The sequence below is a fragment of the Leptolyngbya sp. 'hensonii' genome, from assembly GCF_001939115.1.
GTDB lineage: Bacteria > Cyanobacteriota > Cyanobacteriia.
In genome coordinates this window covers 95,369-120,486 of sequence record NZ_MQTZ01000019.1, presented here as the reverse complement: position 1 = coordinate 120,486, position 25,118 = coordinate 95,369, and the positions used below count along the sequence as shown (strand labels likewise).

The 25,118-nt window shown below is 54.8% G+C and carries 21 protein-coding genes; 15 read left to right on the top strand and 6 right to left on the bottom strand.

The annotated features are described in order from the left end of the window. Positions 1-2: 2 nt before the first annotated feature. Positions 3-905, bottom strand: a complete 903-nt coding sequence (locus BST81_RS07450; RefSeq protein WP_075597902.1) for an AEC family transporter — start codon at positions 903-905, stop codon at positions 3-5. A 164-nt stretch (positions 906-1,069) separates the two neighbouring features. Between BST81_RS07450 and BST81_RS07445 the strand changes: the two genes are divergently transcribed. Continuing rightward, positions 1,070-1,822, top strand: coding sequence for a M15 family metallopeptidase (locus BST81_RS07445; protein ID WP_216351252.1), 753 nt, complete (start codon positions 1,070-1,072; stop codon positions 1,820-1,822). Between the two features lie 6 nt (positions 1,823-1,828). After that, positions 1,829-2,584: a hypothetical protein gene (locus BST81_RS07440; protein WP_075597901.1), complete on the top strand. Its 756-nt coding sequence runs from the start codon at positions 1,829-1,831 to the stop codon at positions 2,582-2,584. Positions 2,585-2,588: 4 nt separating this feature from the next. On the opposite strand, the gene BST81_RS07435 is transcribed toward BST81_RS07440, so the two are convergent. Further along, positions 2,589-2,837: a hypothetical protein gene (locus BST81_RS07435; RefSeq protein WP_075597900.1), complete on the bottom strand. Its 249-nt coding sequence runs from the start codon at positions 2,835-2,837 to the stop codon at positions 2,589-2,591. Between the two features lie 7 nt (positions 2,838-2,844). Further along, a complete protein-coding gene (gene sufR / locus BST81_RS07430; RefSeq protein WP_075597899.1) occupies positions 2,845-3,501 on the bottom strand; it encodes an iron-sulfur cluster biosynthesis transcriptional regulator SufR in 657 nt (218 codons plus the stop codon). Between the two features lie 208 nt (positions 3,502-3,709). Between sufR and BST81_RS07425 the strand changes: the two genes are divergently transcribed. The 6 genes from BST81_RS07425 to BST81_RS07400 all read left to right on the top strand — a co-directional run bounded on the left by BST81_RS07425 (position 3,710) and on the right by BST81_RS07400 (position 9,577). Then, positions 3,710-4,072, top strand: a complete 363-nt coding sequence (locus BST81_RS07425; protein WP_075597898.1) for a ferredoxin thioredoxin reductase catalytic beta subunit — start codon at positions 3,710-3,712, stop codon at positions 4,070-4,072. Positions 4,073-4,118: 46 nt separating this feature from the next. Continuing rightward, the gene (gene sufB / locus BST81_RS07420; protein ID WP_075597897.1) at positions 4,119-5,555 is read left to right on the top strand and encodes a Fe-S cluster assembly protein SufB; all 1,437 of its coding nucleotides are present in this window, start codon (positions 4,119-4,121) and stop codon (positions 5,553-5,555) included. A gap of 68 nt (positions 5,556-5,623) precedes the next feature. Then, positions 5,624-6,412, top strand: a complete 789-nt coding sequence (gene sufC / locus BST81_RS07415) for a Fe-S cluster assembly ATPase SufC (RefSeq protein ID WP_075597896.1) — start codon at positions 5,624-5,626, stop codon at positions 6,410-6,412. After that, positions 6,409-7,743, top strand: a complete 1,335-nt coding sequence (gene sufD, locus BST81_RS07410) for a Fe-S cluster assembly protein SufD (RefSeq protein ID WP_075597895.1) — start codon at positions 6,409-6,411, stop codon at positions 7,741-7,743. Before sufC ends, sufD begins: the two co-directional genes overlap by 4 nt. Before the next feature lie 9 nt (positions 7,744-7,752). Next, positions 7,753-9,012 (top strand): SufS family cysteine desulfurase, encoded by a 1,260-nt coding sequence (locus BST81_RS07405; RefSeq protein ID WP_075597894.1) that lies wholly within the window; start codon positions 7,753-7,755, stop codon positions 9,010-9,012. Positions 9,013-9,109: 97 nt separating this feature from the next. Continuing rightward, positions 9,110-9,577: a hypothetical protein gene (locus tag BST81_RS07400; protein ID WP_075597893.1), complete on the top strand. Its 468-nt coding sequence runs from the start codon at positions 9,110-9,112 to the stop codon at positions 9,575-9,577. A 46-nt stretch (positions 9,578-9,623) separates the two neighbouring features. Here the strand turns inward: BST81_RS07400 and BST81_RS07395 are convergent, their stop codons facing one another. Further along, a complete protein-coding gene (locus BST81_RS07395; RefSeq protein WP_075597892.1) occupies positions 9,624-11,777 on the bottom strand; it encodes a polyribonucleotide nucleotidyltransferase in 2,154 nt (717 codons plus the stop codon). 636 nt (positions 11,778-12,413) lie between these two features. On the opposite strand from BST81_RS07395, the gene BST81_RS07390 reads away from it, so the two are divergent. From BST81_RS07390 to BST81_RS07365, 6 genes are all read left to right on the top strand, one after another. Continuing rightward, positions 12,414-15,611, top strand: coding sequence for a DEAD/DEAH box helicase (locus BST81_RS07390; RefSeq protein WP_075597891.1), 3,198 nt, complete (start codon positions 12,414-12,416; stop codon positions 15,609-15,611). Between the two features lie 86 nt (positions 15,612-15,697). Then, positions 15,698-16,183: a YbjN domain-containing protein gene (locus BST81_RS07385; protein WP_075597890.1), complete on the top strand. Its 486-nt coding sequence runs from the start codon at positions 15,698-15,700 to the stop codon at positions 16,181-16,183. A 2-nt stretch (positions 16,184-16,185) separates the two neighbouring features. Continuing rightward, positions 16,186-16,932, top strand: coding sequence for a biotin/lipoate A/B protein ligase family protein (locus BST81_RS07380; protein ID WP_253188133.1), 747 nt, complete (start codon positions 16,186-16,188; stop codon positions 16,930-16,932). Between the two features lie 238 nt (positions 16,933-17,170). Further along, positions 17,171-18,472, top strand: coding sequence for a glycosyltransferase family 4 protein (locus BST81_RS07375; RefSeq protein WP_083636716.1), 1,302 nt, complete (start codon positions 17,171-17,173; stop codon positions 18,470-18,472). Between the two features lie 284 nt (positions 18,473-18,756). Then, positions 18,757-20,772 (top strand): DNA primase, encoded by a 2,016-nt coding sequence (gene dnaG, locus BST81_RS07370; protein WP_075597888.1) that lies wholly within the window; start codon positions 18,757-18,759, stop codon positions 20,770-20,772. Positions 20,773-20,789: 17 nt separating this feature from the next. Beyond that, positions 20,790-21,731, top strand: coding sequence for a DMT family transporter (locus BST81_RS07365; RefSeq protein WP_075597887.1), 942 nt, complete (start codon positions 20,790-20,792; stop codon positions 21,729-21,731). On the opposite strand, the gene BST81_RS07360 is transcribed toward BST81_RS07365, so the two are convergent. Both BST81_RS07360 and BST81_RS07355 read right to left on the bottom strand, forming a co-directional pair. Further along, positions 21,728-22,180, bottom strand: a complete 453-nt coding sequence (locus BST81_RS07360) for an ABA4-like family protein (RefSeq protein ID WP_253188132.1) — start codon at positions 22,178-22,180, stop codon at positions 21,728-21,730. The two genes, BST81_RS07365 and BST81_RS07360, sit on opposite strands and share 4 nt — an antisense overlap. A gap of 50 nt (positions 22,181-22,230) precedes the next feature. Beyond that, positions 22,231-22,509: a hypothetical protein gene (locus BST81_RS07355; RefSeq protein WP_075597886.1), complete on the bottom strand. Its 279-nt coding sequence runs from the start codon at positions 22,507-22,509 to the stop codon at positions 22,231-22,233. A 312-nt stretch (positions 22,510-22,821) separates the two neighbouring features. Between BST81_RS07355 and ligA the strand changes: the two genes are divergently transcribed. After that, the gene (ligA, locus tag BST81_RS07350; RefSeq protein ID WP_075597885.1) at positions 22,822-24,855 is read left to right on the top strand and encodes an NAD-dependent DNA ligase LigA; all 2,034 of its coding nucleotides are present in this window, start codon (positions 22,822-22,824) and stop codon (positions 24,853-24,855) included. The last annotated feature ends 263 nt before the right edge of the window (positions 24,856-25,118 follow it).

The following is a 25,118-nucleotide window of genomic DNA, read 5'->3' as shown; positions in this document are numbered from 1 at the left end:
GGTCACCCCCATCCACCCAACAGGGTCAGCCAGAGAGGGAGGGTTATCACCAGTCCCAAGGAACCAACGGTCAGGGCCGTTACGGTTAAATCTAGATCCAGTCTGTATGCTTCAGCCAGGATTAGGGTCGCAAACGCAGGGGGCATGCCACTTTGAAGCACAATGATCAGTTTCGGGATCTCCGGAATTCCAGCCAGGGTCAGACCTATCCCAATCAGGCCCGGAACCAGGAGCATCTTGATTGCCAGACTGATTAAGGCTCGATCGAAGTTTTTCCAGGAAGAGACCTGTGCTAACCGCATGCCAATCAGCACCAGTGAGAGAGGCACCATAACCCAGGCCAATCCCTGCAGGGTCTGGGAGGCAAGGGGTGGTAAATTCCAGTTCCGGGCCCACAGGCCGATCCCAAAACTCCAGAGGGCAGGGTTTCGGAGCAAAGCTCGGACCAGCCAGCCCTGATGATGGGGACTGCGGCTAAAATAGGCTGCGATGACAATGCCCAGGGTATAGGCTCCCAGCATCGTGCCCAGGATGTCATAGAAGAGAGCCCAGGCAAAATATGCTGGACCTGCCAGAGCAAGGGCGATTGGATAGCCCAGGTAGCCTGTGTTACCGACCATGGCTGACAGCACAAAACTGGCCTGGGTGGATGGCGGCCAAGTCGGCCTGTTTTTCAAGCTCCAGGTGATCCCGGTTCCGATTAGAATGGCGATCCAGGCTGCGGCAGGGGCCATCCAGAGGGCGGTGGACAATTCTGCGCGACGGGTAAAGGCCACGATCGTGACGGGAACCCCCACCCAAAACAGGAACTGTCCCAGATAGTGAGAGGCTACTTTCGGCAATGTGCGACCCAACACCAGGCCACTGAGAACTCCTCCGAGCAAGGTGAGGCAAAGGTTAATCACAGGTTATTTTGAGCCGCGATGGAAAATGACTGGGCAAATCTGCCCTGATGCTGATAGATTAGCTCCAGTTTTCGCATTCGTTTACAATCGATATGTTGCGATCTACAAGCGGGAACCGATCTTTGAAAAACTCCGGCCTGCCGAGAAAACCTGTCAGGGCATCCATGTCTGCCTCGGATGATATTCCAGTGGCCATTCGGGAAGGGGAGACTCGCAGTTCTAAAGTTCGCCTCAAGCAGGGTCCGTTGCTCCTGGTGCTGGCAGGCGTCGCCACGATCGCCCTCCTCAATGGCATCTGGTTTGCCTATCAATCTGTCGGCAGACAAAGTACTGATACGGCTAACCAGCAACCAGGCTCTGATCGTCCTACCAATCGTCCTGGGACAGAGACTAGTAAAAATACAGATACCCTTTTGGGGCATTACGCCTATCAGGAAGCCCCTTTGCAAGATCTCAGGCCCATTGTGGCAGATGGCAGCATTAAATTGCGACGATCGGCTGCTGCCAAGTTTCAGGCTATGGTCTCAGCAGCTCGAACAGACGGCGTTTCTCTGATGCCTATTTCTGGCTTCCGCACCCTGGCTGATCAACAATACCTCTTCTTTGACGTGAAAGCTGAGCGTAATCAGTCTGCTCAGAAGCGGGCTGAAGTCAGTGCTCCTCCCGGTTACAGTGAACACCATACGGGCTATGCGGTGGATATTGGCGATGGCAATGTCCCAGCCGCAGACTTGAATCCTGTCTTTGAGAACACGGCTGCTTTTCAGTGGTTAAAAGCCCATGCAGCTCAGTTTCAATTTGAACTCTCCTTCCCCAAAAACAACAGCCAGGGGGTCAGCTACGAACCCTGGCACTGGCGATTTGTGGGGGATCAAAGCAGTCTGGAAACGTTTTATAAAGCTCGATCGTCTCAGTAGTTTTAGATGAAGCAAACTGCGCTCAATGTCACTGCGATCGCCATTTTTACCCTGACGATCGCCAGTCTCCTGGGGCCGCCGCTAGGGATTTCACCTTTTCTCCCTGCCGGGATCATCTTGGCGCTATTGGGGTTAGCAACGCTAGACAATCTGGGCTTACAAGGCCAGAGTAGCAACTTGCTGCTGGACTGGCTCACCCGAACCGTTGGTGGGTCAGACTACGAAGATCGGATTGTTCATCACGAAGCAGGCCACTTCCTCGTCGCCTACCTGCTGGAAATTCCGATCACCGGCTATACCTTAAATGCCTGGGAGGCTCTTCGCCAGGGACAACCGGGCCAGGGAGGAGTATCGTTTGATCCGACACCCCTAGAACTGGACGATCAGGCGCAGCAACCGGAACAAAATGGTGCTGTTGCCCCCCGATCGGAGAGGACGTTAATTCTGGAACGGTACGGCACTGTCTGGATGGCGGGGATCGCAGCCGAAATCCTGATGGATGGGAATGCGGAAGGGGGAGGGGACGATCGGCGGAAGTTTCAACTCCTCTGTCAAGCCTTGAAAGATTCAGCAACCGAAGCCCAACAACGGGAGCGCTGGGCTCAGTTGAGGGCTCGCACGCTGATTGAGGAGCACTGGGCTGCCTACGAGGCGCTGGTAGAGGCGATGCGGGCGCGATCGTCGGTGCAAGATTGCTATGGGGTGATTTGTCGGCATCTGGTGGGGGAGAGGGGAATTCACCGCCAAGGTACAGAGAAATAAGAAGTTACCATTTCAGGAAAGCAGCGGCTGGTCCTTGCTCTCGGCGAATTTTGCCATCTTGCTCAAACCAGTGAATCACTTGCTCTGAGGTCAGGTCTTCTACGGCGACGCCCTGATCCTGGGCAATGTGTTTGAGTAGTTTTAAGGAAGAGAGGGTGAGGCGGGTCAGGAATTTTTCATGGGAGGCCAGTAGGGCTCGATCGACCTGGGCTGATTCTTCTAAGGTCAGAAATTGGGTGGGAGAGGCTTCCATGAACGCACTACCGGGCCTTGATTAAATATCCACATCGATGCTCGCCATTCACAATCCAGTGGGTCCGTTCCACCATGCAATCTTGCAGAGCTGCTTTAAACAGTTCCAATTCATGATCGCAAATTGTTGGGTAGGATTGTGCGACCCGAGAAATGGCACAATTGTATTCCGTAACTATAAAACGACTATTCGGTTTTTCCTCGTTATCTTCTGGCTCTAGCTGATGCCACTCGGCCATGTATCCCTCTGCCTGGCGGAGTTCAACCAGTTTGGCAATCCGTTCTCCCAGAGGCCCCAACCCCATACTGTCTCGATAATCAACGGCCTTGCGCTGCCACTGTTTATGGAGGATAGTACTCACCTGATCATGACCGATCGTCTCTGAGAGGGTCTCTAATAGGGAAACGGCAAATTCATCGTATTGGGCGGGAAAGCGATCGTGCCCTTCCCGACTCAGTTGATACACATATTGAGGGCGGCCCATCCCGACTTGCACCGTCTGGTGGAGAACCAACCCCTCAATTTCCAGATCTTTCAGGTGACGGCGGATCGCTTGAGGCGTTACCTGAAGATGTTCGGCCAACTCCTGGGCCTTGGCCTGACCCCTTTGCAACAGGTAGCGCAGGATATCTTCCTTGGTGGAGGGTTGCTGTGTCGTTACCATCTTGCTTCCAACTTGCTTCTAATCTCTTGCCAAAACTTATGTCTTCAAAAATCTACCCAGGGATGGGGTCCACAAGATTCCTAGCTGACTTTGACAACTTATATGTTTCTAAAGTAATCTAAAAAATATCTAAAGCAACCAAAATGTTGTTTTAATTATATACAGTTTAGTTTCTATCGTCGTTTAGTTTCTATCGTCTTCCACTCTAATGAATGCATCCCCGACTACACAGCAAGCCACAGATAAAAGCCTCGAAGCCATGAGGAATTTTGCTGAAACCTATGCTAAGCGCACTGGGACTTATTTCTGCATTGATCCCAGTGTGACTGCCGTTGTTATCGAAGGCCTGGCCAAGCACAAGGATGACCTGGGGGCTCCCCTCTGTCCCTGCCGCCATTATGAGAGTAAGGAAGACGAAGTCGCAGCGGCCTTCTGGAATTGTCCTTGCGTCCCGATGCGAGAACGGAAGGAATGTCATTGCATGCTGTTTCTCACCTCAGAGAACGAATTTGCTGGAGACAAGCAGGAAATCTCCATGGAAGAGGTGCGAGCGGTTACTAATCAGTATTAGGGGAACCGGATACAGTAGGCAGGCCAATGGGTAAGGATTTAAGACCATGAGTGCAACAGTTAAATCGCTGGTTAATCAGCCCTACAAGTACGGATTCGTCACCAATATTGAATCCGAAACCATTCCCAGAGGGTTGAATGAAGAGATCATTCGGCTTATTTCCGCCAAGAAGAATGAGCCGGAGTTCATGCTGGAGTTCCGTCTGAAAGCCTATCGTCAGTGGCTGAAGATGGAAGAGCCCACCTGGCCCCAAGTCAAATATCCGGCGATCGATTACCAGGACATTATCTACTACTCCGCCCCCAAGCAAACGGAGAAGAAAAAGAGCCTGGATGAAGTGGATCCTGAGCTTCTGGAGACCTTTGAAAAGCTGGGGATTTCCCTCTCTGAACAGAAGCGCCTGACCAATGTGGCCGTGGATGCCATTTTTGATAGTGTCTCTGTGGCCACCACCTTCAAAGAGAAATTAGCCGAAAAGGGCGTTATCTTCTGCTCCATTTCTGAGGCCCTACAACACTATCCCGAACTGGTCCAGAAGTACATGGGCAGCGTGGTGCCGATCGGAGATAACTACTATGCAGCCCTGAACTCAGCCGTGTTTAGCGATGGCTCCTTCGTCTACATCCCAGAGGGTGTCCATTGTCCGATGGAACTGTCTACTTATTTCCGCATCAATAACGGAGACTCAGGGCAGTTTGAGCGAACTTTGATCATTGCCGAGGCAGGTAGCCACGTCAGCTACCTGGAAGGCTGTACGGCTCCGATGTTTGATACCAACCAACTCCATGCCGCTGTTGTCGAACTGGTCGCCCTGGACAATGCGGAGATCAAATACTCCACCGTCCAAAACTGGTATGCCGGAGATGCGGAAGGGAAAGGGGGCATCTATAACTTTGTCACCAAGCGGGGCCTGTGCGCTGGCGTCAATTCCAAGATCTCCTGGACCCAGGTTGAAACGGGTTCGGCCATCACCTGGAAATATCCCAGTTGTGTCCTAGTTGGCGATAACGCTGTCGGTGAGTTTTACTCTGTGGCCCTAACCAACCATTACCAGCAGGCTGATACGGGTACCAAAATGGTTCATGTGGGCAAGAACACCCGCAGCACCATTATTTCCAAGGGCATTTCTGCGGGTAAATCCCAGAACAGCTATCGAGGGCTGGTCAAAATTGGTCCCAAAGCAACAGGAGCCCGTAACTACTCCCAGTGCGACTCCATGCTGATTGGTGACAATGCCCAGGCCAACACCTTCCCCTATATCCAGGTCCAAAACAATACCGGCAAGGTGGAGCATGAAGCCTCGACTTCCAAAATTGGGGAAGATCAGCTTTTTTACTTCCAGCAACGGGGCATCTCTGCTGAAGACGCGATTTCTATGATCATTAGCGGCTTCTGCAAGGATGTGTTTAATCAGTTGCCGATGGAATTTGCCGTGGAAGCCGATCGTCTCCTGAGCCTGAAACTTGAGGGCAGCGTCGGTTAGCCAGTCGCCGTTCAGAATTTTGCCAGGGTGAGTTCTACCCAGATGCTTGAGCAGTTAAGAGGTAATGCGTGATTAACGAGAACAGTGAAGTGATTCTTTCCGTGCGGAACCTGACAGCGGATGTCGAGGGCACTCAGATTCTCAAGGGTCTGAATCTGGAGCTCAAAGCGGGTGAGATCCACGCCATTATGGGGCCGAATGGCTCTGGCAAAAGTACCTTTTCCAAAGTTCTGGCAGGTCATCCGGAATACCAGGTCACAGGCGGTGAGGTGCTGTTCCAGGGGCAGAACCTGCTGGAACTGGAGCCGGAAGAGCGGGCTCGAGCGGGCATATTCCTGGCCTTTCAGTATCCGATCGAAATTCCTGGGGTGAGCAACCTGGATTTCCTGCGAGTCGCTTACAACTCCAAACGCAAACACCAGGGCCTGGAAGAACTGGATGCCTTCGACTTTGACGAATTGGTGCAACAGCGCCTTGATGTGGTCAAAATGGACCCTAGCTTTCTCAGTCGCAGTGTGAATGAAGGCTTTTCCGGTGGGGAAAAGAAGCGCAATGAAATTCTGCAGATGGCCCTCCTGGAACCAAAACTGGCCATCCTGGATGAAACAGATTCTGGCCTCGACATTGATGCCCTCCGGATTGTTGCTGGTGGTGTGAATCAACTGGCCAATGCTGAAAATGCCATGCTGGTGATCACCCACTATCAGCGTCTGCTGGACTACATCATCCCCGACTATGTTCATGTGATGGAAGGGGGCCGGATTGTCACCACCGGCGGCAAAGAACTGGCTCTGGAGCTGGAAGAGCGGGGTTATGATTGGGTCAGGGAAGAGGAAGCCGAGGTGGTAGCCCGATGACGATTCAGGTTGTACCAGAACCCGCCCTGCAAGCCAATGGTTTTGTCGATCGGCAAGCCTATTTGGCCGCATTACTTCAGGAGCGGCGGGAGTTTGACCATCAGGGCTTTGCTCCTGCGACGATCGCAGCCCTGCAGCAGTTGCGCCAGAGTGCCGCTACCCAGATTCAGGATTTGGCCATCCCATCCAGTCGAGAAGAAGCCTGGCGGTTCACAGATCTATCCTCCCTGCTCCAAATCAGCTTCACAACCCCAACCACCCCACGGCTGGAATCCCTCCCGGCGACCCAGAACCCCTGTCGGCTGGTGTTTGTCAACGGAAACTATGCGGCTCATTTGTCTACAGTTCCGGATTTACCCGCTGGCCTGTTCGTCGGCAACTTGGCCACCGCTGGAGCCTTGCAGGCCCGTGTGGTCGAGCACCTGGGCCAACAACCAGGGAGGGGAGAAGTCTTTACCGCTTTAAATACGGCCAGTTTCACCGATGTGGCCATCGTCTGGATTCCCAAAGCCCAAACGGTCAGTTTCCCGATCGAGCTGTTGTTCTTGAGCATCAGTGCTCCTGCCCCCACCCTGACCCATCCCCGCTGCTTCGTGGTAGCCGAAGCAGGCAGCCAGGTGACGATCGTGGAAGACTATCGTAGTTTTGGGCCGGCCCCCGCCCTGACCAACCCGGTTACAGAGCTCTGGGTTGGGGCCATGGCGCGGGTCAACCATACGCGCCTCCAGCGGGAAGGAACAACCAGCTTTCACATCGGCAAAACGGTGGTGACGCAGGAACGAGACAGTCATTTCACGGGCACAGCAGTTAGTTTGGGAGCCCACCTGTCTCGCCATAATCTGGAGATCTATCAGACTGGCGAACAGACTGAAACCATCCTCAATGGTCTGACCCTGATTTCGGGTGAGCAGGTGGCCGATACCCACAGTGAGATTATTTATAGCAAGCCCCAGGGTCGGAGTCGCCAGGTCCACAAATGTATTGTGGGCGATCGAGCCCATGCCATCTTTAATGGCCGGGTCTTTGTGCCGAAAGCCGCCCAACTCACCGATGCTGGCCAAGTCAGTCGAACGTTGTTACTTTCGCCAAAAGCCAGAGTAGATACCAAACCCCAGCTTGAAATTGTGGCTGACAATGTCAAGTGTGCCCATGGTGCAGCCGTCAGCCAGTTGGAAGCAGGGGAAGTTTTCTACCTGCTAAGTCGCGGGATCGACCAACCTACGGCTCAAAAGCTCTTGATTTATGGGTTTGCCTCTGAAGTCATCCAGCAGATTCCCGTTGCCACCCTACAAGCCGAACTCTCCCAGTTTGTCCGAGACCATTCCTCCTAATTTCTCCCTATGGTTATCGCCCAACCTAAAACCCTCGCGGCTGAAGTCCGTTCCGACTTCCCCATCCTGAACCAGCAGATCAACGGTAAGCCCTTGGTTTACCTGGACAACGCAGCGACCTCCCAGAAACCTCTGGTGGTTCTGGAAGCCCTCCGCCACTACTACGAGTGGGACAACGCCAATGTCCATCGGGGGGTACACACCCTCAGTTCCCGAGCTACAGATGCCTATGAGGGAGCCAGGGACAAAATTGCAGCCTTTGTGAATGCAGCCTCCCGCCAGGAAATTGTCTACACCCGTAACGCCAGTGAAGCGATCAATCTAGTGGCCTACTCCTGGGGCAGCCAGTTACAGGCAGGCGATGAAATTATTCTCTCAGTCATGGAGCATCACAGTAACCTCATTCCCTGGCAGATGCTGGCCCAGAGAACAGGTGCTGTCCTTAAGTTCGTCGGCCTAACCGCGACCCAGGAATTTGATTTGGACCAGTTCCGCTCCCTGGTCTCCAACAAAACCAAGCTGGTTTCAGTGGTTCATGTCTCGAATACCCTGGGCTGTATCAATCCAGTCCAGGAAATTACTGCGATCGCCCACCAGTACGGGGCAAAAGTTTTGATTGACGCCTGTCAGAGTGTGCCCCACATGCCGATCGATGTCCAAGCCCTGGACTGTGATTGGCTGGTTGCCTCCGGCCACAAAATGTGTGGCCCCACCGGCATCGGCTTCCTCTACGGTCAGCTTGATCTGTTGCGGGCCATGCCCCCCTTCCTGGGGGGCGGTGAGATGATTGCGGATGTGTTTCTGGATCATGCCACCTACGCCGACCTGCCCCACAAGTTTGAGGCTGGCACCCCCGCCATTGCAGAAGCGATCGCCCTGGGAGCCGCCGTAGATTACCTGACCAATCTCGGTATGGAGCGGATTCACAGCTACGAGGCAGAACTGACGGCTTATCTATTCAAGCGGCTGGCAGATATCCCAGAGTTAACCCTCTTTGGCCCCCGCCCTAACGAACATGGAGAAGGGCGGGCAGCCCTGGCTGCCTTTACCGCTGGCATGGTTCACCCCCATGACCTGTCTACAATTCTGGATCAGGCCGGTATCGCCATTCGCGCGGGACACCACTGCACCCAACCCTTGCATCGCTATCTGGAGGCACAATCGACCGCACGGGCCAGCCTGTATTTCTACAATACTGAAGCAGAAATTGACCGGTTGATTGAAGCCCTGAAGGAAGCTGTGGACTTCTTCGGCAGTATCTTCAATTAAAACTCAGCCGATCTCCCCTTTCCCTGGGCAAGACACCCCCACCAGGTCGCCTGCCCATGATGCATAATGGGTAATTGTTTCGGTATGGGATGAAGCCATGGCCTACCCTCGCAGGTATAGGGTGATTTTCCTGGCTGTCGCTTTGAGTCTGTTAGCGACAGGTTGCGGCGAGAGTAAACTATCACAGTGTGAAAAACTGAACCGGGTGACGAATCGGGTAGCAAACCAGGTCAAAACCTTTAGTCAGCAAAATAACACCGGCAAATATCGCTCCAGCCTGGCCGAAATTGCTGCTGAGTTAGAAACCAGTGCCAGCGAACTCCGTAACCTGAAACTCCAGGATGCCCGCCTGAAGGATCTCCAGGCCCAGTTTTCCCAAATGTATGCCGATGCTAGCCGAGCCAGCCGCGATCTGATTATCGCTGCCGATCGACGAGATGCCAAATCTGGTTATACGGCCCTGCAGGCGCTCAATCAGGCCACCAATCGGGAGCCCCGTTTGGTCACCCAGGCCAATCAATATTGTTGCCCATCCCCTGATGCCTCGAACCGATGCCGTCCGTAGAGGCGCGATTAATCGCGCCTCTACGGACGGGGGTGTGGGGAAGTATTTACCGGTTAGCCTCTGCCGCCTCACGGGCCGCCGCTGCCTCGTCTGGGTGAATCCCCAGGCGGGTCAAGTTGATGCGGCCCCGGTTATCAATCTCCCGAACTTTAACGATCACTTCATCGCCGATCGAGACCTCATCCTCTACCTTGCCCACCCGATGTTCGGCCAGTTGGGAGATATGAATCATCCCTTCCTTACCGGGCAGAAACTCAACAAAAGCCCCGATCGGAATCACCCGCGTGACCCGACCAGCATAGACATCCCCTGCATTCAATTTGCGGGTCATGCCCTGGATAATACTGCGAGCCCGCTTGGCTTTTTCCCCATCCACGGCTGAGATGGTAACGGTGCCATCATCCTCGATGTCAATCTTGGCTCCGGTTTCCTCTGTGATGCTTTTAATCATCTTGCCACCGGGTCCAATCACCATCCCAATCAGGTCTGGATCGATCTTGATCGTCAGCAGTCGAGGGGCATAAGGAGAGAGGTCATTCCGGGGTTTGTCAATCACCGCCATCATCTTCTCCAGGATATGCATGCGGGCAGGTTTTGCCTCATGAATCGCCTGAGCAATGACCGCGATCGGTAAGCCAGTCAACTTCATATCCAGTTGCAGCGCCGTAATGCCACTGTCGGTACCGGCCACTTTGAAGTCCATATCCCCGAGGAAATCTTCAATCCCCTGGATATCCGTTAAGACCCGAATTTCTTCGCCTTCCTTAATCAGGCCCATCGCCGCACCACTCACAGGCTTTTTCAGAGGGACCCCGGCATCCATCAGGGCCAGGGTGGAACCGCACACCGACCCCATAGAGGTCGAGCCATTGGAAGATAGCACTTCTGACACCACCCGAATCACATAAGGAAAGGTTCCTTGTTCAGGTAAAACGGGGGCTAGTGCCCGTTCTGCCAGAGCACCGTGACCAATTTCCCGGCGTCCGGGCGATCGCATGGGGCGAGCTTCCCCAACTGAGAAGGGGGGGAAATTGTAGTGGTGCATATAGCGCTTCTGCTCGTCCGGATGCAAATCATCCATCTCCTGGGCATCCCCTGGAGTGCCCAGAGTGGCTGCAGACATCACCTGGGTTAACCCCCGATTGAACAGCGCACTGCCATGGACCCGTTGGGGCAATACACTTGCCCGACAGGAAATGGGTCGAACCTCATTGAGTTTGCGGCCATCCACCCGGACCCCATCCTCAACCACCTGTTTCCGCATCAACTTCTTCGTCAACCCTTTGAAGGTATTGTCTAGCGCTTTGGAATCAGCAGCCGCAGCCACTCGCACCGTATCGTCCTCGGGTAGGGCTGCAATCTCCATTGCGATCGCAGCTTTTACCTCATCCAGAGCCGCATCCCGCACCGTCTTATCCGGTTCAAATCGACCCAGAATTTCCTTAATCGGAGCCACTGCCCGATCAGCGATAAAAGTCTCCAGGGTAGTCTCTACAACCGGAGCATCTTCCTGCACCATCTCAATGCCCAACTGGGCCAGCAGTTCCCGCTGGGCCTGGATCAGATCCAGAACAGCTTCATACCCAAAATCAATGGCTTCAATCACATCCTGTTCCGGCAGTTGGTTGGCACCAGCCTCCACCATCACGACCCCATCTGGGGTTCCAGCCACTACCAAGTCCAGATCACCCGCTTCAATCTCGTGATAGGTCGGGTTAATGACAAAATCATCCCCCACCAAACCGACTCGTACGGCAGCCATCGGGCCATTGAAGGGGATTTTAGCCAGGAGCACCGCGATCGAAGCACCTGTCACAGCCAGGACATCTGGGGGAACTTTCTCATCCATGGAGAAGGTCGTAGCTACTACATGGATATCATCTCGTAACCAGCCTGGAAAGAGCGGACGCAGGGGACGATCGACCAAGCGCCCCGTTAGAATGGCCTTTTCCGGAGGACGACCTTCACGACGCAGGAACCCACCTGGAATTCGACCGGCTGCATAGAGCCGCTCTTCATAGTCCACAGTCAGGGGTAAAAAATCTATTCCTTCGCGGGCTGTCGCACGGGTTGCCGTAACCAGGACTGCCGTATCTCCTGACTGAATTAAAACGGACCCTCCAGCTTGAGGAGCAAATACGCCAACTGTAAGCCGGATATCCCGTCCGTCAAAGGATATCGACTTTTCCATCTCTGTCATGTAGCGATCCTTCTTTACCTATTTATTCTTTCTTCTGTGGAAATCCTAGCACTGATAAACTTATACTGCCCTCAAAAACCCGGGTTGAAGGCTCTGTCAAGATTATAGAGATAGGGACCAAACCTTGATTAGAAGGGTTTGAAATGAAAGAATTGTCTATCGTATCAATTGAGAAAAAGAAATGTATAAAAGTTGATCAATATGTTACTGATTCGCTTTACAACATAAAAGGAACTGGGAAGTGGGAAACTGGGTTCGATCGCAATCATCTCTAAATTTCATGCTTTCAAGAAAACTCCCTGGGTCACAGTCAGCCCATTTAGAAATGCCGTGAGCTATCACAGTGGCGATAGATAAAAGGCGAGAAATATTGTTAGGAATTTTTTAATGGACCACGCATCTCATACCCCTGCTGCCTGGTTTGGCATCTTTAGTTAGATTAGGGATGAGCGAAAGACAAAACACTTCAAGTCCAGCCCCTCTCAATCATGCAAATTTAGAAAAGTTGCAGATAGAGCCCCCTGCGGAGGACTGATTCAGAAGGCTAAGACTGATGCTTAACCAATCTGGTTTTTAATCCAGAAAATTCTATTGAGACCCAAATTTCCCTGCTGATTAACATCATTTCTGGTTCGCATGGCAATCTTACATGGTAATTGGCTGGTTCAAGGCTACCTATTCATCTGGGCAGAGGCATGGCGCAGAACTTCAGCGATGGATGGCAGCCACTTGCATCAGATCCCTCCCCATCCTCTGGCTCTGCCCAGAATAGAGTTGATTCCGTTTCTCCAATCTCTCCAGGAACGAGGCAGTCTACCCCAACTTCCAGATCTGGATTCCCTGATCAAGTCTCAAATTGTTGTAGTTCCGACCGGGTTCAAGGCCACCCTGATCATGCCCCAGCATTCAGCGGTGTCGCGAGAAGCCTTGGACCCAGATCTCTGGGATGAAATTTTGCTGCAGCCCTGGCGGGTCGAGGGCATCTGCCTGGAACCCCTGACTGCTGTTCGTTTTTTGCAGGCGCTACCCTTAAGCTCAGTGGATGCGGGGGACTCTTTTGTTGGTCCCGATCTGCGTTTTTGGTCTCATGTCGGTCGCTGGAGCCTGGATCTTATGGCCCGATCGAAATTCCTCCCTGGGCTGGAACGGCAGGCCGAGAATGCCCTTGCCCGCTGGCAACCCCTGCTCGACAGTGCCACTGATCAGGCTCGCCTAAGTCGATTTATCCATCAAATGCCTACTGTTGGGCGTTTGTATCGGCAAGGGCAGGAAGCTGATGGGCCAGAAGGACAGGAAGACCCCGCTCACACCTCCCTATCCATTCCTCTGCCCAGTGAACCTGAGGATCTGCTCCGATCGTTTCTGGCCTGGACCATCGATGCCAGGGTCAGAACCCTGGTGGGTCCGCTCACCCTGCCCACCAGTCGGCGCAGCGAACAGGCACTGGAACCCTGGCTGCAGTCCCTGGGATCAAAGCCCACCACCCTGACGATCGAGACCTCCCTGGTAGAACGATTGGAAACCCTGCTCAATACCTGGACTGCCCCGATTCAACGGTACCTGTCTGGCCAGAGTTCTTTTTGTACCTGTTTCTACCTGCATCCCCCCCAACCTGGGCAAGTGGAATGGACCCTGGAGTACTTCTTGCAGGCTGCCGATGACCCCGAGTTTTTAATCGATGCCCGCACAATCTGGAACTTCGCTGGGGAGCGATTGACCTATCTGGGACGAACAATCGAGCGGCCCCAGGAAACCTTCCTGGCTGGGTTGGGGCTGGCCTCTCGCCTGTATCCCCTGATTGAGCCCAGTCTGCAAAGTCAGCGACCCCAGTACTGTCGGCTTCATCCCCTGCAGGTCTACGAATTTGTCAAAAATACGGCCTGGCGGCTACAGGATAGCGGCTTTGGGGTCGTGTTGCCCCCCAGCCTGTCCCAACAGGAGGGCTGGGCCAACCGTCTGGGCTTGAAAGTTCGGGCAGAAACACCCAGTAAGAAGGATCTGCGTCTGGGTTTACAGAGCCTGCTGAACTTTAAGTGGGAATTGTCGATCGGAGGGCAGACCCTGTCCAAAGCCGAGTTCGATCGGTTGGTGACCCTAAACACACCCCTGGTTGAGATCAATGGCGAGTGGGTAGAACTCCGTCCCCAGGATGTGCGGGCGGCCCAGAACTTTTTTGTCGCCCGCAAGGAGCAAATGTCTCTGTCCCTGGAGGATGCCCTTCGGATCAGCACGGGGGATAACCAGTTAATCGAGAAACTGCCAGTGGTCAGCTTTGAGGCATCAGGTGCCTTAGAGGAGTTGATCAATACCCTGACCACCGGCAATCAGAATATCCAGGCGATCGATCCGCCCCCCACCTTCAAGGGCACCTTACGCCCTTACCAGGCTCGTGGTGTGGGTTGGCTGGCTTTCCTGGAACGCTGGGGGCTGGGGGCCTGTCTGGCAGATGATATGGGATTGGGTAAAACGATCGAGCTGATTGCCTTCCTCCTGGTCTTACAAGAGCAGGGAGGGTTACAACAGCCAACGTTGCTTGTCTGTCCAACTTCGGTCTTGGGGAACTGGGAACGGGAAGTCAAGAAATTTGGCCCTTCCCTGAAAACCCTGGTCTATCACGGGGATAAACGGCCCAAGGGCAAAAATCTGACCAAAGCTATTCAGGGAAAGGAGCTGATCATTACCAGCTATGCCCTGATTCAACGGGATATCAAAGACCTGGCCACAATTTCCTGGCAGGGGGTTGTTCTGGATGAGGCTCAGAATATCAAGAACTCGGAGGCGAAACAGTCCCAGGCTGTCCGCCAGATCCAGGCCCAATTCCGCATCGCCCTCACCGGCACTCCGGTGGAGAATCGCCTCTCAGAACTGTGGTCAATTCTGGACTTCCTGAATCCGGGTTATCTGGGAGCCCGCAACTTTTTCCAGCGTCGGTTTGCGATTCCGATCGAAAAATATGGCGATACCGCTTCCCTGAAAACCCTGAGATCGCTGGTCCAGCCCTTCATTTTGCGGCGAGTGAAGACCGATCGGGAAATCATCCAGGATCTGCCAGAGAAACAGGAGATGGCTGTCTTCTGTAGCCTGACTGCCGAACAGGCGTCCCTCTATCAAAAAGCCGTTGATCAATCCCTGGTGGATATTGAATCTGCCGAAGGGATTCAACGGCATGGGCTGATTCTGGCCTTACTGACCAAGCTGAAACAAATCTGTAATCATCCGGCCCACTTCTTAAAGGAAACCGGGGGCAAAAAAGCGGCCCAGAACCAGTCTTCTTTCCGCCAGCGATCGGGTAAAGTCCAGCGGCTGGAAGAAATGCTGGAGGTCGCCCTGGCAGAAGGGGATCGGGCGCTCATTTTTACCCAGTTTGCCGAATGGGGCAAATTGCTGAAAGCCCATCTGGAGGAACAGTTGGGCCAGGAGATTCTGTATCTGTATGGTGCGACTTCCAAAAAGCAGCGGGAGGATATTGTCGATCGGTTTCAGAATGACCCTCAGGGACCGAGAATCCTGCTACTCTCCCTGAAAGCTGGCGGTGTCGGGCTGAATCTGACCCGGGCCAACCATGTGTTCCATTTCGATCGCTGGTGGAACCCGGCGGTGGAGAACCAGGCCACCGATCGAGCCTTTCGGATTGGTCAGACCCGGAATGTGCAGGTGCATAAGTTTGTTGTCACTGGCACCCTGGAGGAAAAGATTCACGATCTGATCGAAAGCAAAAAGGCCCTGGCGGATCAGGTTGTCGGCACTGGAGAAAACTGGCTCACAGAGCTGGATACCGATCAATTACGTAATTTATTGCTGCTGGATCGGGCCGCCATTATTGATGAGGAGTAGCCCCCTGACGCAGAAGACAACGGCCCAATCCGTGCGGTAAGCTTGTACCGAAGGAAATTTTCCATCCTTAACGAGTAACACCCTCTATGACGACTTATCAGCCTGAATCTGAAAAGGGATCCCATGATGACCTTGTCACCGACCTGATTGAAGATGCAGCGGCGACCAGTATGATTGACGTGATAGAAACGGTCATTTCCAGCCTGGATCACGAAAACACCGCCATGGTCAGCCATGGAGATGCAGGCCATCTCTGGAAATTCAAATATGGCAGTGTGGAAGTGTTTGTTCAGTTTACGGGGGAGACCGATGAAGACACCCTGACGGTCTGGTCTTCTATTCTGCCCTTGCCGGTCAAGCATGAACCCCAACTCCTGCGGAAGCTGTTGGAAATGAATTGGGATCAAACCTTTGAAGCTCGCTTTGGCATTTTTAATCAGGCCATCGTCGTTCTGACCAGCCGGACCGTCGCTGAACTGTCTCCGGGGGAAATCTCACGGGCAATTACAGTGGTGGCCACGATCGCAGACGACAATGATGAAGCCTTATTGGCTGAATTTGGGGCCGCTTAAGATTGACCCCAGTTTGGCGTTTTATTCCCCTCCTGGAGGCGGATGGCTGCACCCAGATGGCTGTGGATCACTGGTTGTTTCGGCAGCATGCCCTGGGCCACCATCCCCCAACCCTCCGATTTTATACCTGGGCTCCCCCGGCGATCTCCCTGGGGCGACATCAACAACAATGGCCAGAACATTGGAATCAACTCGTCTGGCAGGGATCTCCGATCGATCTAGTGCGGCGGCCCACAGGAGGACGAGCTGTCCTCCACCAGGGAGATCTGACCTACGCGGTCATTACCTCCGGTCTGGTTCCTGATCGGGTGCAAGCCTATCGACAGATTTGTGAGTTTTTAATCCAGGGCTGGCGATCGCTGGGCCTGACCCTGGAGTATGGGGAAGCAAAACGGGGCTACATTCACAATCCCCACTGTTTTGGCACCGCTACCCAGGCCGACTTGGTTCTCCCCGATGGCACCAAACTGATTGGCAGTGCCCAACTCCGCCAGGGGAATACGGTGCTACAACATGGCTCTATGGCCCTGCAAGTGGATCCAGTCCTGATGGCCCAGGTATTTGGCCAGAAGCCCACCCCTCTGCCCCTGTTATCTCAGACCGCTACCTGGGAAAACTTATTACACCAGGTTGTAACAACCTTAACGGCAGCGCTTGAAGACTGCTTCACAATAAAAGTGAACGTCCAGCCCCTTTCTGTTGAGGAAATTGAGGCTGCAATCACCTTGCAAAATCAGGACCGTTCCTGACTTTACAGAGGGGCATCCCTCTTGATTGAAGATTAACTTTTCAGTAAAGATAGGTTAGAGACAGGGAGCAAAACATAAAGAGCACGTAAAGATTTACATCTGGATGTTCAGAATATCCAGATGTTGATTTAACAAAAGGTATGAATAGTCAGTTATCAAACCGGCTAGTCAGGCTATGTTCTTAGTCTGTGTAAACTGCCATCTGCTTGGTGCCATCTGATTGGAATGACTTGCCCTCATGAGAATTCTGATTTATTCCTATAACTACTATCCGGAGCCGATCGGCATTGCGCCCTTGATGACGGAGTTAGCTGAGGGATTAGTGCAACGTGGGCATGAAGTCCGCGTCGTGACTGCGATGCCCAATTACCCTCAACGGCAGATTTACGAAGACTATCGCGGTAAGTTCTACCTATCTGAGCAGCGGAATGGGGTGCTGATCCAACGCAGCTATGTCTGGATTCGTCCCAAACCAAATTTGCTCGATCGGCTGATGCTGGATGCCAGTTTCGTTGCCACCAGTTTTGTCCAGGCCTGGCGAGGCTGGCGACCGGATGTCATCCTGCTCACGGCTCCTCCCCTGCCCGCATCGGTTCCAGCAGCCCTATTGGGGCTGTTCCGGTCCTGCCCGGTGGTGGTGAATCTGCAGGATATCCTACCAGAAGCGGCCATTCACGTCGGGCTGATTCGAAACAAGCTGATGATTCGGGTCTTTGAATTTTTAGAGAAGTTTGCCTATCGGATGGCCCACACCATCAGTGTCATTACAGATGGTTTTGTGGAAAACCTGCTGGGGAAAAATGTCCCAGGGGACAAGATTGTTTGCATCCCTAATTGGGTCGATACCGACTTCATTCGGCCCTTGCCCAAGGAACATAACTCGTTTCGGGAAGAACACGGGTTACAGGGTAAGTTTGTCGTCCTTTATTCCGGGAATATTGCCCTGACCCAGGGGCTGGAAACAGTCATTCAGGCGGCGGCCCGGTTGAAAGACATTTCGGAAATTGAGATCGTGATTGTCGGGGAGCCAGGGGCCTTACAGCGGCTCCAGCGTCACTGCGATCGCTACCAGACAGAGAATGTCAAGTTGCTGCCTTTTGCCCCCAGGGAAAAGTTGCCGGAGATGTTGGCTGCCGCCGACATTGGGCTCATTGTCCAGCGCCATAACGTGATTTCCTTCAACATGCCCTCAAAAACCCAGGTTTTGCTGGCCAGTGGTCGGCCCATCATCGCCTCAGTTCCGGCGGAGGGCACGGCGGCTAAAGCAGTGGAACGGAGTGGGGGCGGCATCCTGGTGCCCCCGGAAAATCCTGGAGCCTTGGCTGCAGCCATTCGGGATTTGTATGCCAATCCAGCCAAGGCCGAGCTTCTAGGGAAGAAAGGTCGGATCCATGCGGAAGAGTACTATGCCCGTCCGAAAGCTCTGGATCAGTACGAAGCGCTGTTCGCGGCAGTGGTCGCCAATCCCCATGGTCGGATCAATTTATCCCACCCTCTCCAAACCGAGAAGGCCGTGGCTGAGATGTCCGTAGATCTTTAATCCGTAGATCTTGAAACGGCTTTGCTGAATGCAAATATGAATTACCCTCATCCCCAACCCTTCTCCCGCAGGAGAAGGGAGCTAAAACTCTTGTTCCCTCTCCTTTGGGAGAGGGCTAGGGTGAGGGCTGCATAAGGCTCAAGCACGAAAATCATACTTCTATTCAGCAACGCCCTTGAAAGATCTGCGCCATCGCTGCGCCATCTTCTGGTTCAAAATCCATCCGCATAGGGGCTAGCCAAAATCAGTAAAATAAGGAGAACCTGAAGGTCATAAGGGACTCTATGGCGACAGTTCGTCTACATCCGGACACGATCGAGGAAGTCAAAGAGAAAGCTGACATCGTCGATGTGGTTTCCGAGCATGTGGTCTTACGGAAGCAGGGAAAAGACTTCACGGGTCTGTGTCCCTTCCACGACGATAAGTCCCCTAGCTTTAGCGTCAGCCCCAGCAAGCAGTTTTATTATTGTTTCAGTTGTGGGGCTGCGGGCAATGCCTTCAAGTTCCTGATGGAGTTGAACCGCCAGTCCTTCACGGATGTCGTGCTCCAACTGGCTCGCAGATACCAGGTCCAGATCAAAACCCTGGAACCCGAACAACGGCAAGAACTGCAACGGCAACTCTCCATTCGAGAGCAACTGCATGAGATTCTCTCCCTCACGGCCCGGTTCTACGAGCATGCGCTCCAGCAACCCCAAGGGAGAGAGGCCCTGGAATATTTGCTGGTCAGCCGCAAATTGGATCCGGCGGCAATCCAGCAGTTCCAGTTAGGCTATGCTCCAGCCAGTTGGGAGACCCTCTACGGCTATTTAGTCGAGCAGAAACACTATCCAGTAGACCTGGCGGAAAAAGCGGGCCTGATTCTACCCCGCAAGTCAGGGGGCAGTTATTACGATCGCTTCCGTGATCGCCTGATGATTCCGATCCACGATCTGCAGGGGCGGGTAATCGGCTTCGGGGGCCGAGCCCTGGGGGAGGAACAGCCCAAATACCTCAACTCCCCCGAAACCGAGCTGTTCGACAAAGGCAAAACCCTGTTTGCCCTCGACAAGGCCCGATCCGCCATTGCCAAGCAAGATCAGGCGGTGGTCGTGGAGGGCTACTTTGATGCCATCTCCCTGCATGCCCATGGCATCTCCAATGTCGTGGCCTCTTTGGGAACCGCTCTGGGAGCTAATCAGGTGAAGCTACTCCTCCGCTATACCGAATCCAAACAGGTGGTTTTCAATTTTGATGCGGATGCAGCCGGAAGCAAGGCCGTCGATCGGGCGATCGGCGAAGTCGCCAATCTGGCCTATCAGGGGCAGGTGCAACTGCGTGTCCTCACCATTCCCGATGGTAAAGATCCGGATGAGTTTCTCCGCAGTCACCCCCCAGAAGAGTATCGGGATCTCCTCTCCCAGGCCCCCCTCTGGTTGGACTGGCAAATTCAGCAGGCTCTGGCAGGGCGGGACTTGAAACAGGCGGACCAGTTCCAGCAGGGGGTGCAGGAGATTGTCAAACTGCTGGGCAACCTGCCCAATGCGACCCTGCGGACCCACTATATCCACCAGTGCGCGGGGTTACTCAGCCAGGGGGATGGGCGCATTGCCCTGCGGCTGGAAGAAGACCTGCGCCAGCAAGTACGGGGACAGCGCTGGCACGGACGATCGCAAAAATGGGAAAGCTCCGCCGATTACACCCTACGAGAATCCGCAGAGGCCCAATTGTTGCGGATTTACCTCCACTGCCCGGACGATCGCCCCGCCGTCCGGGAGGCCCTGACCTCCCGTGACCTGGAATTTGGCCTGTCCCATCATCGGTTCCTCTGGCGACAGATTCTGGAATTGGAAGAGCAGAACATCCCTGCCGAAACCCTGATGATGGCCCTCCGCGATCGCTGCATTGAAGCCTCCAGTTCTCTGAAACAGGTGATTCACCTGTTCCAACTGGATGAAAAGACCGAGCTAGAGATTCATCGTCCTGCCCTGATGATTCGTTCTGCCGCCGCCAGCCTGGAGCGCATCATGTGTGAAAAACGCTGCCGCCACCTGTTGAGTATGTGGGAAGAGGCCAGTCAGTCGGACTTCCAGGCCCAGGAGGCCCAGGATCAGGGTGAGGCGGATCCCATCAGCCTGGTGGACCCCCTGGCAGCAGACCTGCAGGCATGGGAGGCGGCGACAGAGGAGGAGTCTCCCCGCTCAGAAACCCAACGCCGACAGGCTTTTTACCAGAGCGAATATTACAAAGAGAAACGGCACCTGCAGCAACTCGATCAGCAACGGTGCGTAACCGCCAGTGAACTGACCCAATTTTCCTGAAGAGACGCTTCACCCCTATGACCTCCCATTCCCCCCCGACCCGATGGCAGATTGGGCTCATCCTTCTGAGTGGCATCCTGGCCGTTTCGATGTCCGCCGTGCTGATCCGTCTGGCGATCGGGGCCGCAGGGGTGCAGGGGGTGGGCTTCAGCCTGGTGATCGCGGCATCCCGCCTCAGCCTGGCTGCTCTGATGATCCTGCCGATCGTCCTCATCCAATCCTTCCAGGCCAGGGCCACAGCCGTCCCTGTCCCCAGGCAGCGTTTCACTCCCATTCCTTTGGCGATCGTCGCCGGACTCCTACTGGGACTGCATTTCGCAACCTGGATTACCTCCCTCTCCTATACCTCGATCGTCGCCTCCACGGCCCTGGTCACCACCAATCCAGTCTGGGTGGCCCTGATCACCTGGATCGGGTGGGGGGAAAAACCCACCCGACTGACGATTTTGGGCATTGCTCTGGCCTTGCTCGGAAGTCTGATCGTTGGGTTTGGAGAAACGGGCGTCCCCAGTAGGGCTTCCCAGCCCCTCCTGGGCAATGGGTTAGCCCTGGTGGGCTCCTGGGCCGTGAGCCTCTACTTTTTAGTAGGCCGCGAGGCCCAACGGCAGGGACTGAGCCTGAGCCACTACAGCGCGATTGCCTACAGTGTGGCAGCCCTCCTGCTCCTGCCCCTCCCCCTGTTGTGGGGCAGCCGCTACACGGGTTATCCGCCGATTGTTTACTTCTATCTCCTTTTAATGGCTCTGGTTCCCCAACTGATCGGCCACAGCAGCATCAACTGGGCGGTGCGCTGGCTGTCCCCCACACTAGTTTCCCTCGCCATTCTGTTTGAACCGATCGGGGCCAGCCTTCTGGGCATTTTAATCTTTCGAGAAATCCCTGGAACCTTGGTCCTGCTAGGAACCCTGGTGCTCTTGCTGGGCGTAGGCACAGCAGGAGCAGGCAGCAAATCCGTTTAGGCCGCTTCCACTTCAGAAGCCGTTTTGGAGAAGCGCTGAGCGATCCAGTGGGTGAGGATGTGGGAGAGCAGCCCCAGAGGACCGGCGAACAGGCAGAACAGGAGGGAATGGACAGTCCAGATCCCTGTCTTCTGGCCTTCCCAGTAGATCCAACGCCCGACAAACAGATCCATGACCAGGAAATGCACCCACCCGATCGCCGCCGCCTCTTTCTCGCTAAAAAACCGGGCAATATCGGCCAATTGGGGATTGGCCAGAGCCTGGGCCGTTTCCGCATTCAGCGCCCCAGTAAACCAATAGAGGTAGAGGGCAGCCAGGGCCACAAACGGCAGATAGGATTGCATCACCCGTTGGGTTACCCCCCAGTTCGGTAGCAGAATCATGAGCGCCCAAAAGGGGAGGACAAAGAGATTTGCCCCGTTATACAAAAGATCAATCGTGATTGTCATAGCCATCCAAAATGAGGGTTCAGTGGGGACTTCTTATCATTGCCTGCCCTTCAGTCAGTCTCTTCCGGGTTGCGAATCAGAAAGGAAATCGATCGGCGCGGGGGCGCGGGTGGGGGCAGGGGCGTTGCTGGTTCAGCCGGGAGGTTGGGAGCGGGTGAGGTTGGTTGAGCCCGGAAAGGCAGTCCCGATCGCTTGTCGGCATTGGAGGCGATCGCCAACAGGGCTCCTGCCAAAATAAAGACGGGCAGGGGCAGGGTGACATGACTGGCCCACTGGAAGAACTCGGCAAAGCCAAACAGCAGAATAAAGCTGATAACCCAGATTTTCATCGCCTGTTGCAGTACGCTCAAATTACTGTAGCGAAAACAAATGATTTCGCCCAGTCATGTTGGTTTTGTTTTGCAGGGGGCCAGCCCCCTGCACCCCCGTTGGAGGACACCGCGCGTCCTCCAAACCTCCTCCGCAAAAAGGCCGAAGCGGAACATCTCGCCGGGATGCCTACGCACCCGGTGCGGATAGTCTAAGCATGTCAGCGATCGTGGAGCCAGCAAATTAGGCTGGAGGGGCTACTACGAATTTCGGGGGTTTTTCCAACATCCTCTAAAGTAGATCTGAAATGTATTGCAAAGGAAGAGGACGCTGTGGCAGCAGTGACACCCGAGATCCGGAAGCAGGTCCAGGATCTCCGCCAGTTGGTTCAGAAAGCCGGATATCACTACTATGTGCTAGATGACCCAATCCTGGAAGATGCGGTCTATGACCAGCTTTACCGGCAATTGCAGGATCTGGAAGCGCAATATCCGGAGTTGGTTACATCCGATAGTCCCACGCAACGGGTGGGCGATCGACCGGCCACCCAGTTCACCTCCGTGCGCCACGCCATTCCCCTCTACAGTCTGGAGAATGCTTTCAACGCTGGGGAACTGCAAACCTGGCAGGAGCGCTGGCAGCGGCTGGCCCCCGATGCCGCTGCTGAATATATCTGTGAATTGAAAATCGATGGCTCGGCGATCGCCCTCACCTACGAACAGGGGCTGCTGGTGCGCGGGGCAACCAGGGGCGATGGGGAAATGGGAGAGGAGATCACCCAGAATCTGCGGACCATTCGCTCCATTCCCCTGCGGCTGGCCCTGGAGAATCCACCCCCGATCGTCGAAGTCCGGGGAGAAGCCTTCCTCCCCCTGGACAGCTTCCGCCAGATCAACCAGGAACGATCGCAGGCCGGGGAAGCCCTGTTTGCCAATCCCCGCAATGCCGCCGCTGGCACCCTGCGCCAGCTCGATTCCCGCATTGTGGCCCGCCGCAAGCTGGATTTCTTTGCCTACACCCTGCACCTGGGCCGGGATCAGAATGCCCATACCCTGATGAACAGTCAGAAAGAAGCCCTGGATCTGTTAGTGCGCATGGGGTTTCGCGTCAATCCCAACCGGGTCTTGTGCCCCTCCCTGGCAGCCGTGCAGACCTATTGCGATCGCTGGTCCACCGATCGGATGGAGCTGCCCTATCTGACCGATGGGGTGGTGATCAAACTCAATTCCCTGGCCCTGCAGGAACGGTTGGGCTTTACCCAGAAATTCCCCCGCTGGGCGATCGCCTTCAAGTATCCCGCAGAGGAAGCCCCCACCCAAATCGACCAGATTGTGGTGCAGGTGGGGCGCACCGGCGCTTTGACCCCCGTGGCCGAGTTCAAGCCAGTCCAGTTAGCCGGAACCACCGTGACGCGGGCTACCCTGCACAACCGCGATCGCATCCTTGAACTGGACCTGCATCTGGGCGATACCGTAATTGTCCGCAAGGCCGGGGAGATCATCCCAGAGGTGGTGCGGGTGCTGCCAGAGCTGCGCCCTGCCGGAGCTGTCCCCTACACCATGCCCACCCATTGCCCAGAGTGCGGTCAGCCTGTGGTCCAGCCTGTGGGAGAAGCCGTCACCCGCTGCGTCAATTCCTCCTGTCCGGCAATTTTACGCGGCTCCCTGATCCACTGGGCCAGCCGGGATGCCCTGGACATTAATGGGGTAGGGGAAAAGCTGGTGCAACAACTGGTGGACCGCAACCTGGTGCGATCGGTGGCGGATCTGTACGACCTGACGGTGGAGCGACTGCTCACCCTGGAGCGGATGGGCCAAAAATCCGCCGAGAAGATTGTCGGCGCGATCGCCCAATCCAAAACCCAGCCCTGGGCGCGGGTTCTCTACGGCCTGGGGATTCGCCATGTGGGGACCGTCAACGCCCAGACCCTGGCGGACCAGTTCCCCAGCTCAGCCCAGTTAGCCCAGGCCGCCGCCGACCAGATCGCCGCCGTCTACGGCATTGGCCCCGAAATTGCCCAGGCTGTCTTCGAGTGGTTCCGGGTTCCCGCCAACCAGGAGCTGATGCAGCGACTCCAGGCCGCAGGACTCCAGCTAGCAGGAGAGACCAAGCCGATCGCACCACCAACCAGCCAGCCTCTGGCCGGGAAAACCTTCGTGGTCACGGGCACCCTCCCCACCCTGAAGCGAGATGAAGCCGAGGATCTGATCCGGCAGGCAGGGGGCAAGGTGACAGGCTCAGTCAGCGCCAAAACCAGTTATGTGGTAGTGGGCGAGAATGCGGGGTCCAAACTCGAAAAAGCCGAGGCCCTGGGCATCCCCCAACTTTCCGAAGCCGAACTGCTGGACCTCCTGCAAGGCTCTTAGGAATGAGGATTCCAGGTTGCCCCCACCCCTACGATCGCTGGGGAATCAAGATCTTCTGAGATCCTGCAATTAATAGGTGCCTACAACTCACCATCCAGAGAATTCTAGCAACCTTTCTCCTACCCATACCATATTATTGTCTTCAGAGAGCATTTTCGCATCTGAAGGATGGTCATGCAGACTCCCCCTCTCTTCGGCCTGAGTCTTGAGAACTTGCGATCGGCCTGGGAACGGGTCCAAAAGAATCAGGGCTGCTCAGGGGT

What these genes read in the sequence shown, in the direction of transcription:
- sufD (WP_075597895.1), top strand. Translation starts at nt 6,409, where the DNA reads ATGACGATTCAGGTTGTACCAGAACCCGCCCTGCAAGCCAATGGTTTT.
- BST81_RS07360 (WP_253188132.1), bottom strand. Translation starts at nt 22,180, where the DNA reads ATGACAATCACGATTGATCTTTTGTATAACGGGGCAAATCTCTTTGTC.
- BST81_RS07445 (WP_216351252.1), top strand. Translation starts at nt 1,070, where the DNA reads ATGTCTGCCTCGGATGATATTCCAGTGGCCATTCGGGAAGGGGAGACT.
- BST81_RS07405 (WP_075597894.1), top strand. Translation starts at nt 7,753, where the DNA reads ATGGTTATCGCCCAACCTAAAACCCTCGCGGCTGAAGTCCGTTCCGAC.
- BST81_RS07365 (WP_075597887.1), top strand. Translation starts at nt 20,790, where the DNA reads ATGACCTCCCATTCCCCCCCGACCCGATGGCAGATTGGGCTCATCCTT.
- BST81_RS07425 (WP_075597898.1), top strand. Translation starts at nt 3,710, where the DNA reads ATGAATGCATCCCCGACTACACAGCAAGCCACAGATAAAAGCCTCGAA.
- BST81_RS07400 (WP_075597893.1), top strand. Translation starts at nt 9,110, where the DNA reads ATGGCCTACCCTCGCAGGTATAGGGTGATTTTCCTGGCTGTCGCTTTG.
- BST81_RS07395 (WP_075597892.1), bottom strand. Translation starts at nt 11,777, where the DNA reads ATGACAGAGATGGAAAAGTCGATATCCTTTGACGGACGGGATATCCGG.
- BST81_RS07385 (WP_075597890.1), top strand. Translation starts at nt 15,698, where the DNA reads ATGACGACTTATCAGCCTGAATCTGAAAAGGGATCCCATGATGACCTT.
- sufB (WP_075597897.1), top strand. Translation starts at nt 4,119, where the DNA reads ATGAGTGCAACAGTTAAATCGCTGGTTAATCAGCCCTACAAGTACGGA.
- BST81_RS07390 (WP_075597891.1), top strand. Translation starts at nt 12,414, where the DNA reads ATGGCAATCTTACATGGTAATTGGCTGGTTCAAGGCTACCTATTCATC.
- BST81_RS07435 (WP_075597900.1), bottom strand. Translation starts at nt 2,837, where the DNA reads ATGGAAGCCTCTCCCACCCAATTTCTGACCTTAGAAGAATCAGCCCAG.
- BST81_RS07375 (WP_083636716.1), top strand. Translation starts at nt 17,171, where the DNA reads ATGAGAATTCTGATTTATTCCTATAACTACTATCCGGAGCCGATCGGC.
- dnaG (WP_075597888.1), top strand. Translation starts at nt 18,757, where the DNA reads ATGGCGACAGTTCGTCTACATCCGGACACGATCGAGGAAGTCAAAGAG.
- BST81_RS07355 (WP_075597886.1), bottom strand. Translation starts at nt 22,509, where the DNA reads ATGAAAATCTGGGTTATCAGCTTTATTCTGCTGTTTGGCTTTGCCGAG.
- sufR (WP_075597899.1), bottom strand. Translation starts at nt 3,501, where the DNA reads ATGGTAACGACACAGCAACCCTCCACCAAGGAAGATATCCTGCGCTAC.
- BST81_RS07440 (WP_075597901.1), top strand. Translation starts at nt 1,829, where the DNA reads ATGAAGCAAACTGCGCTCAATGTCACTGCGATCGCCATTTTTACCCTG.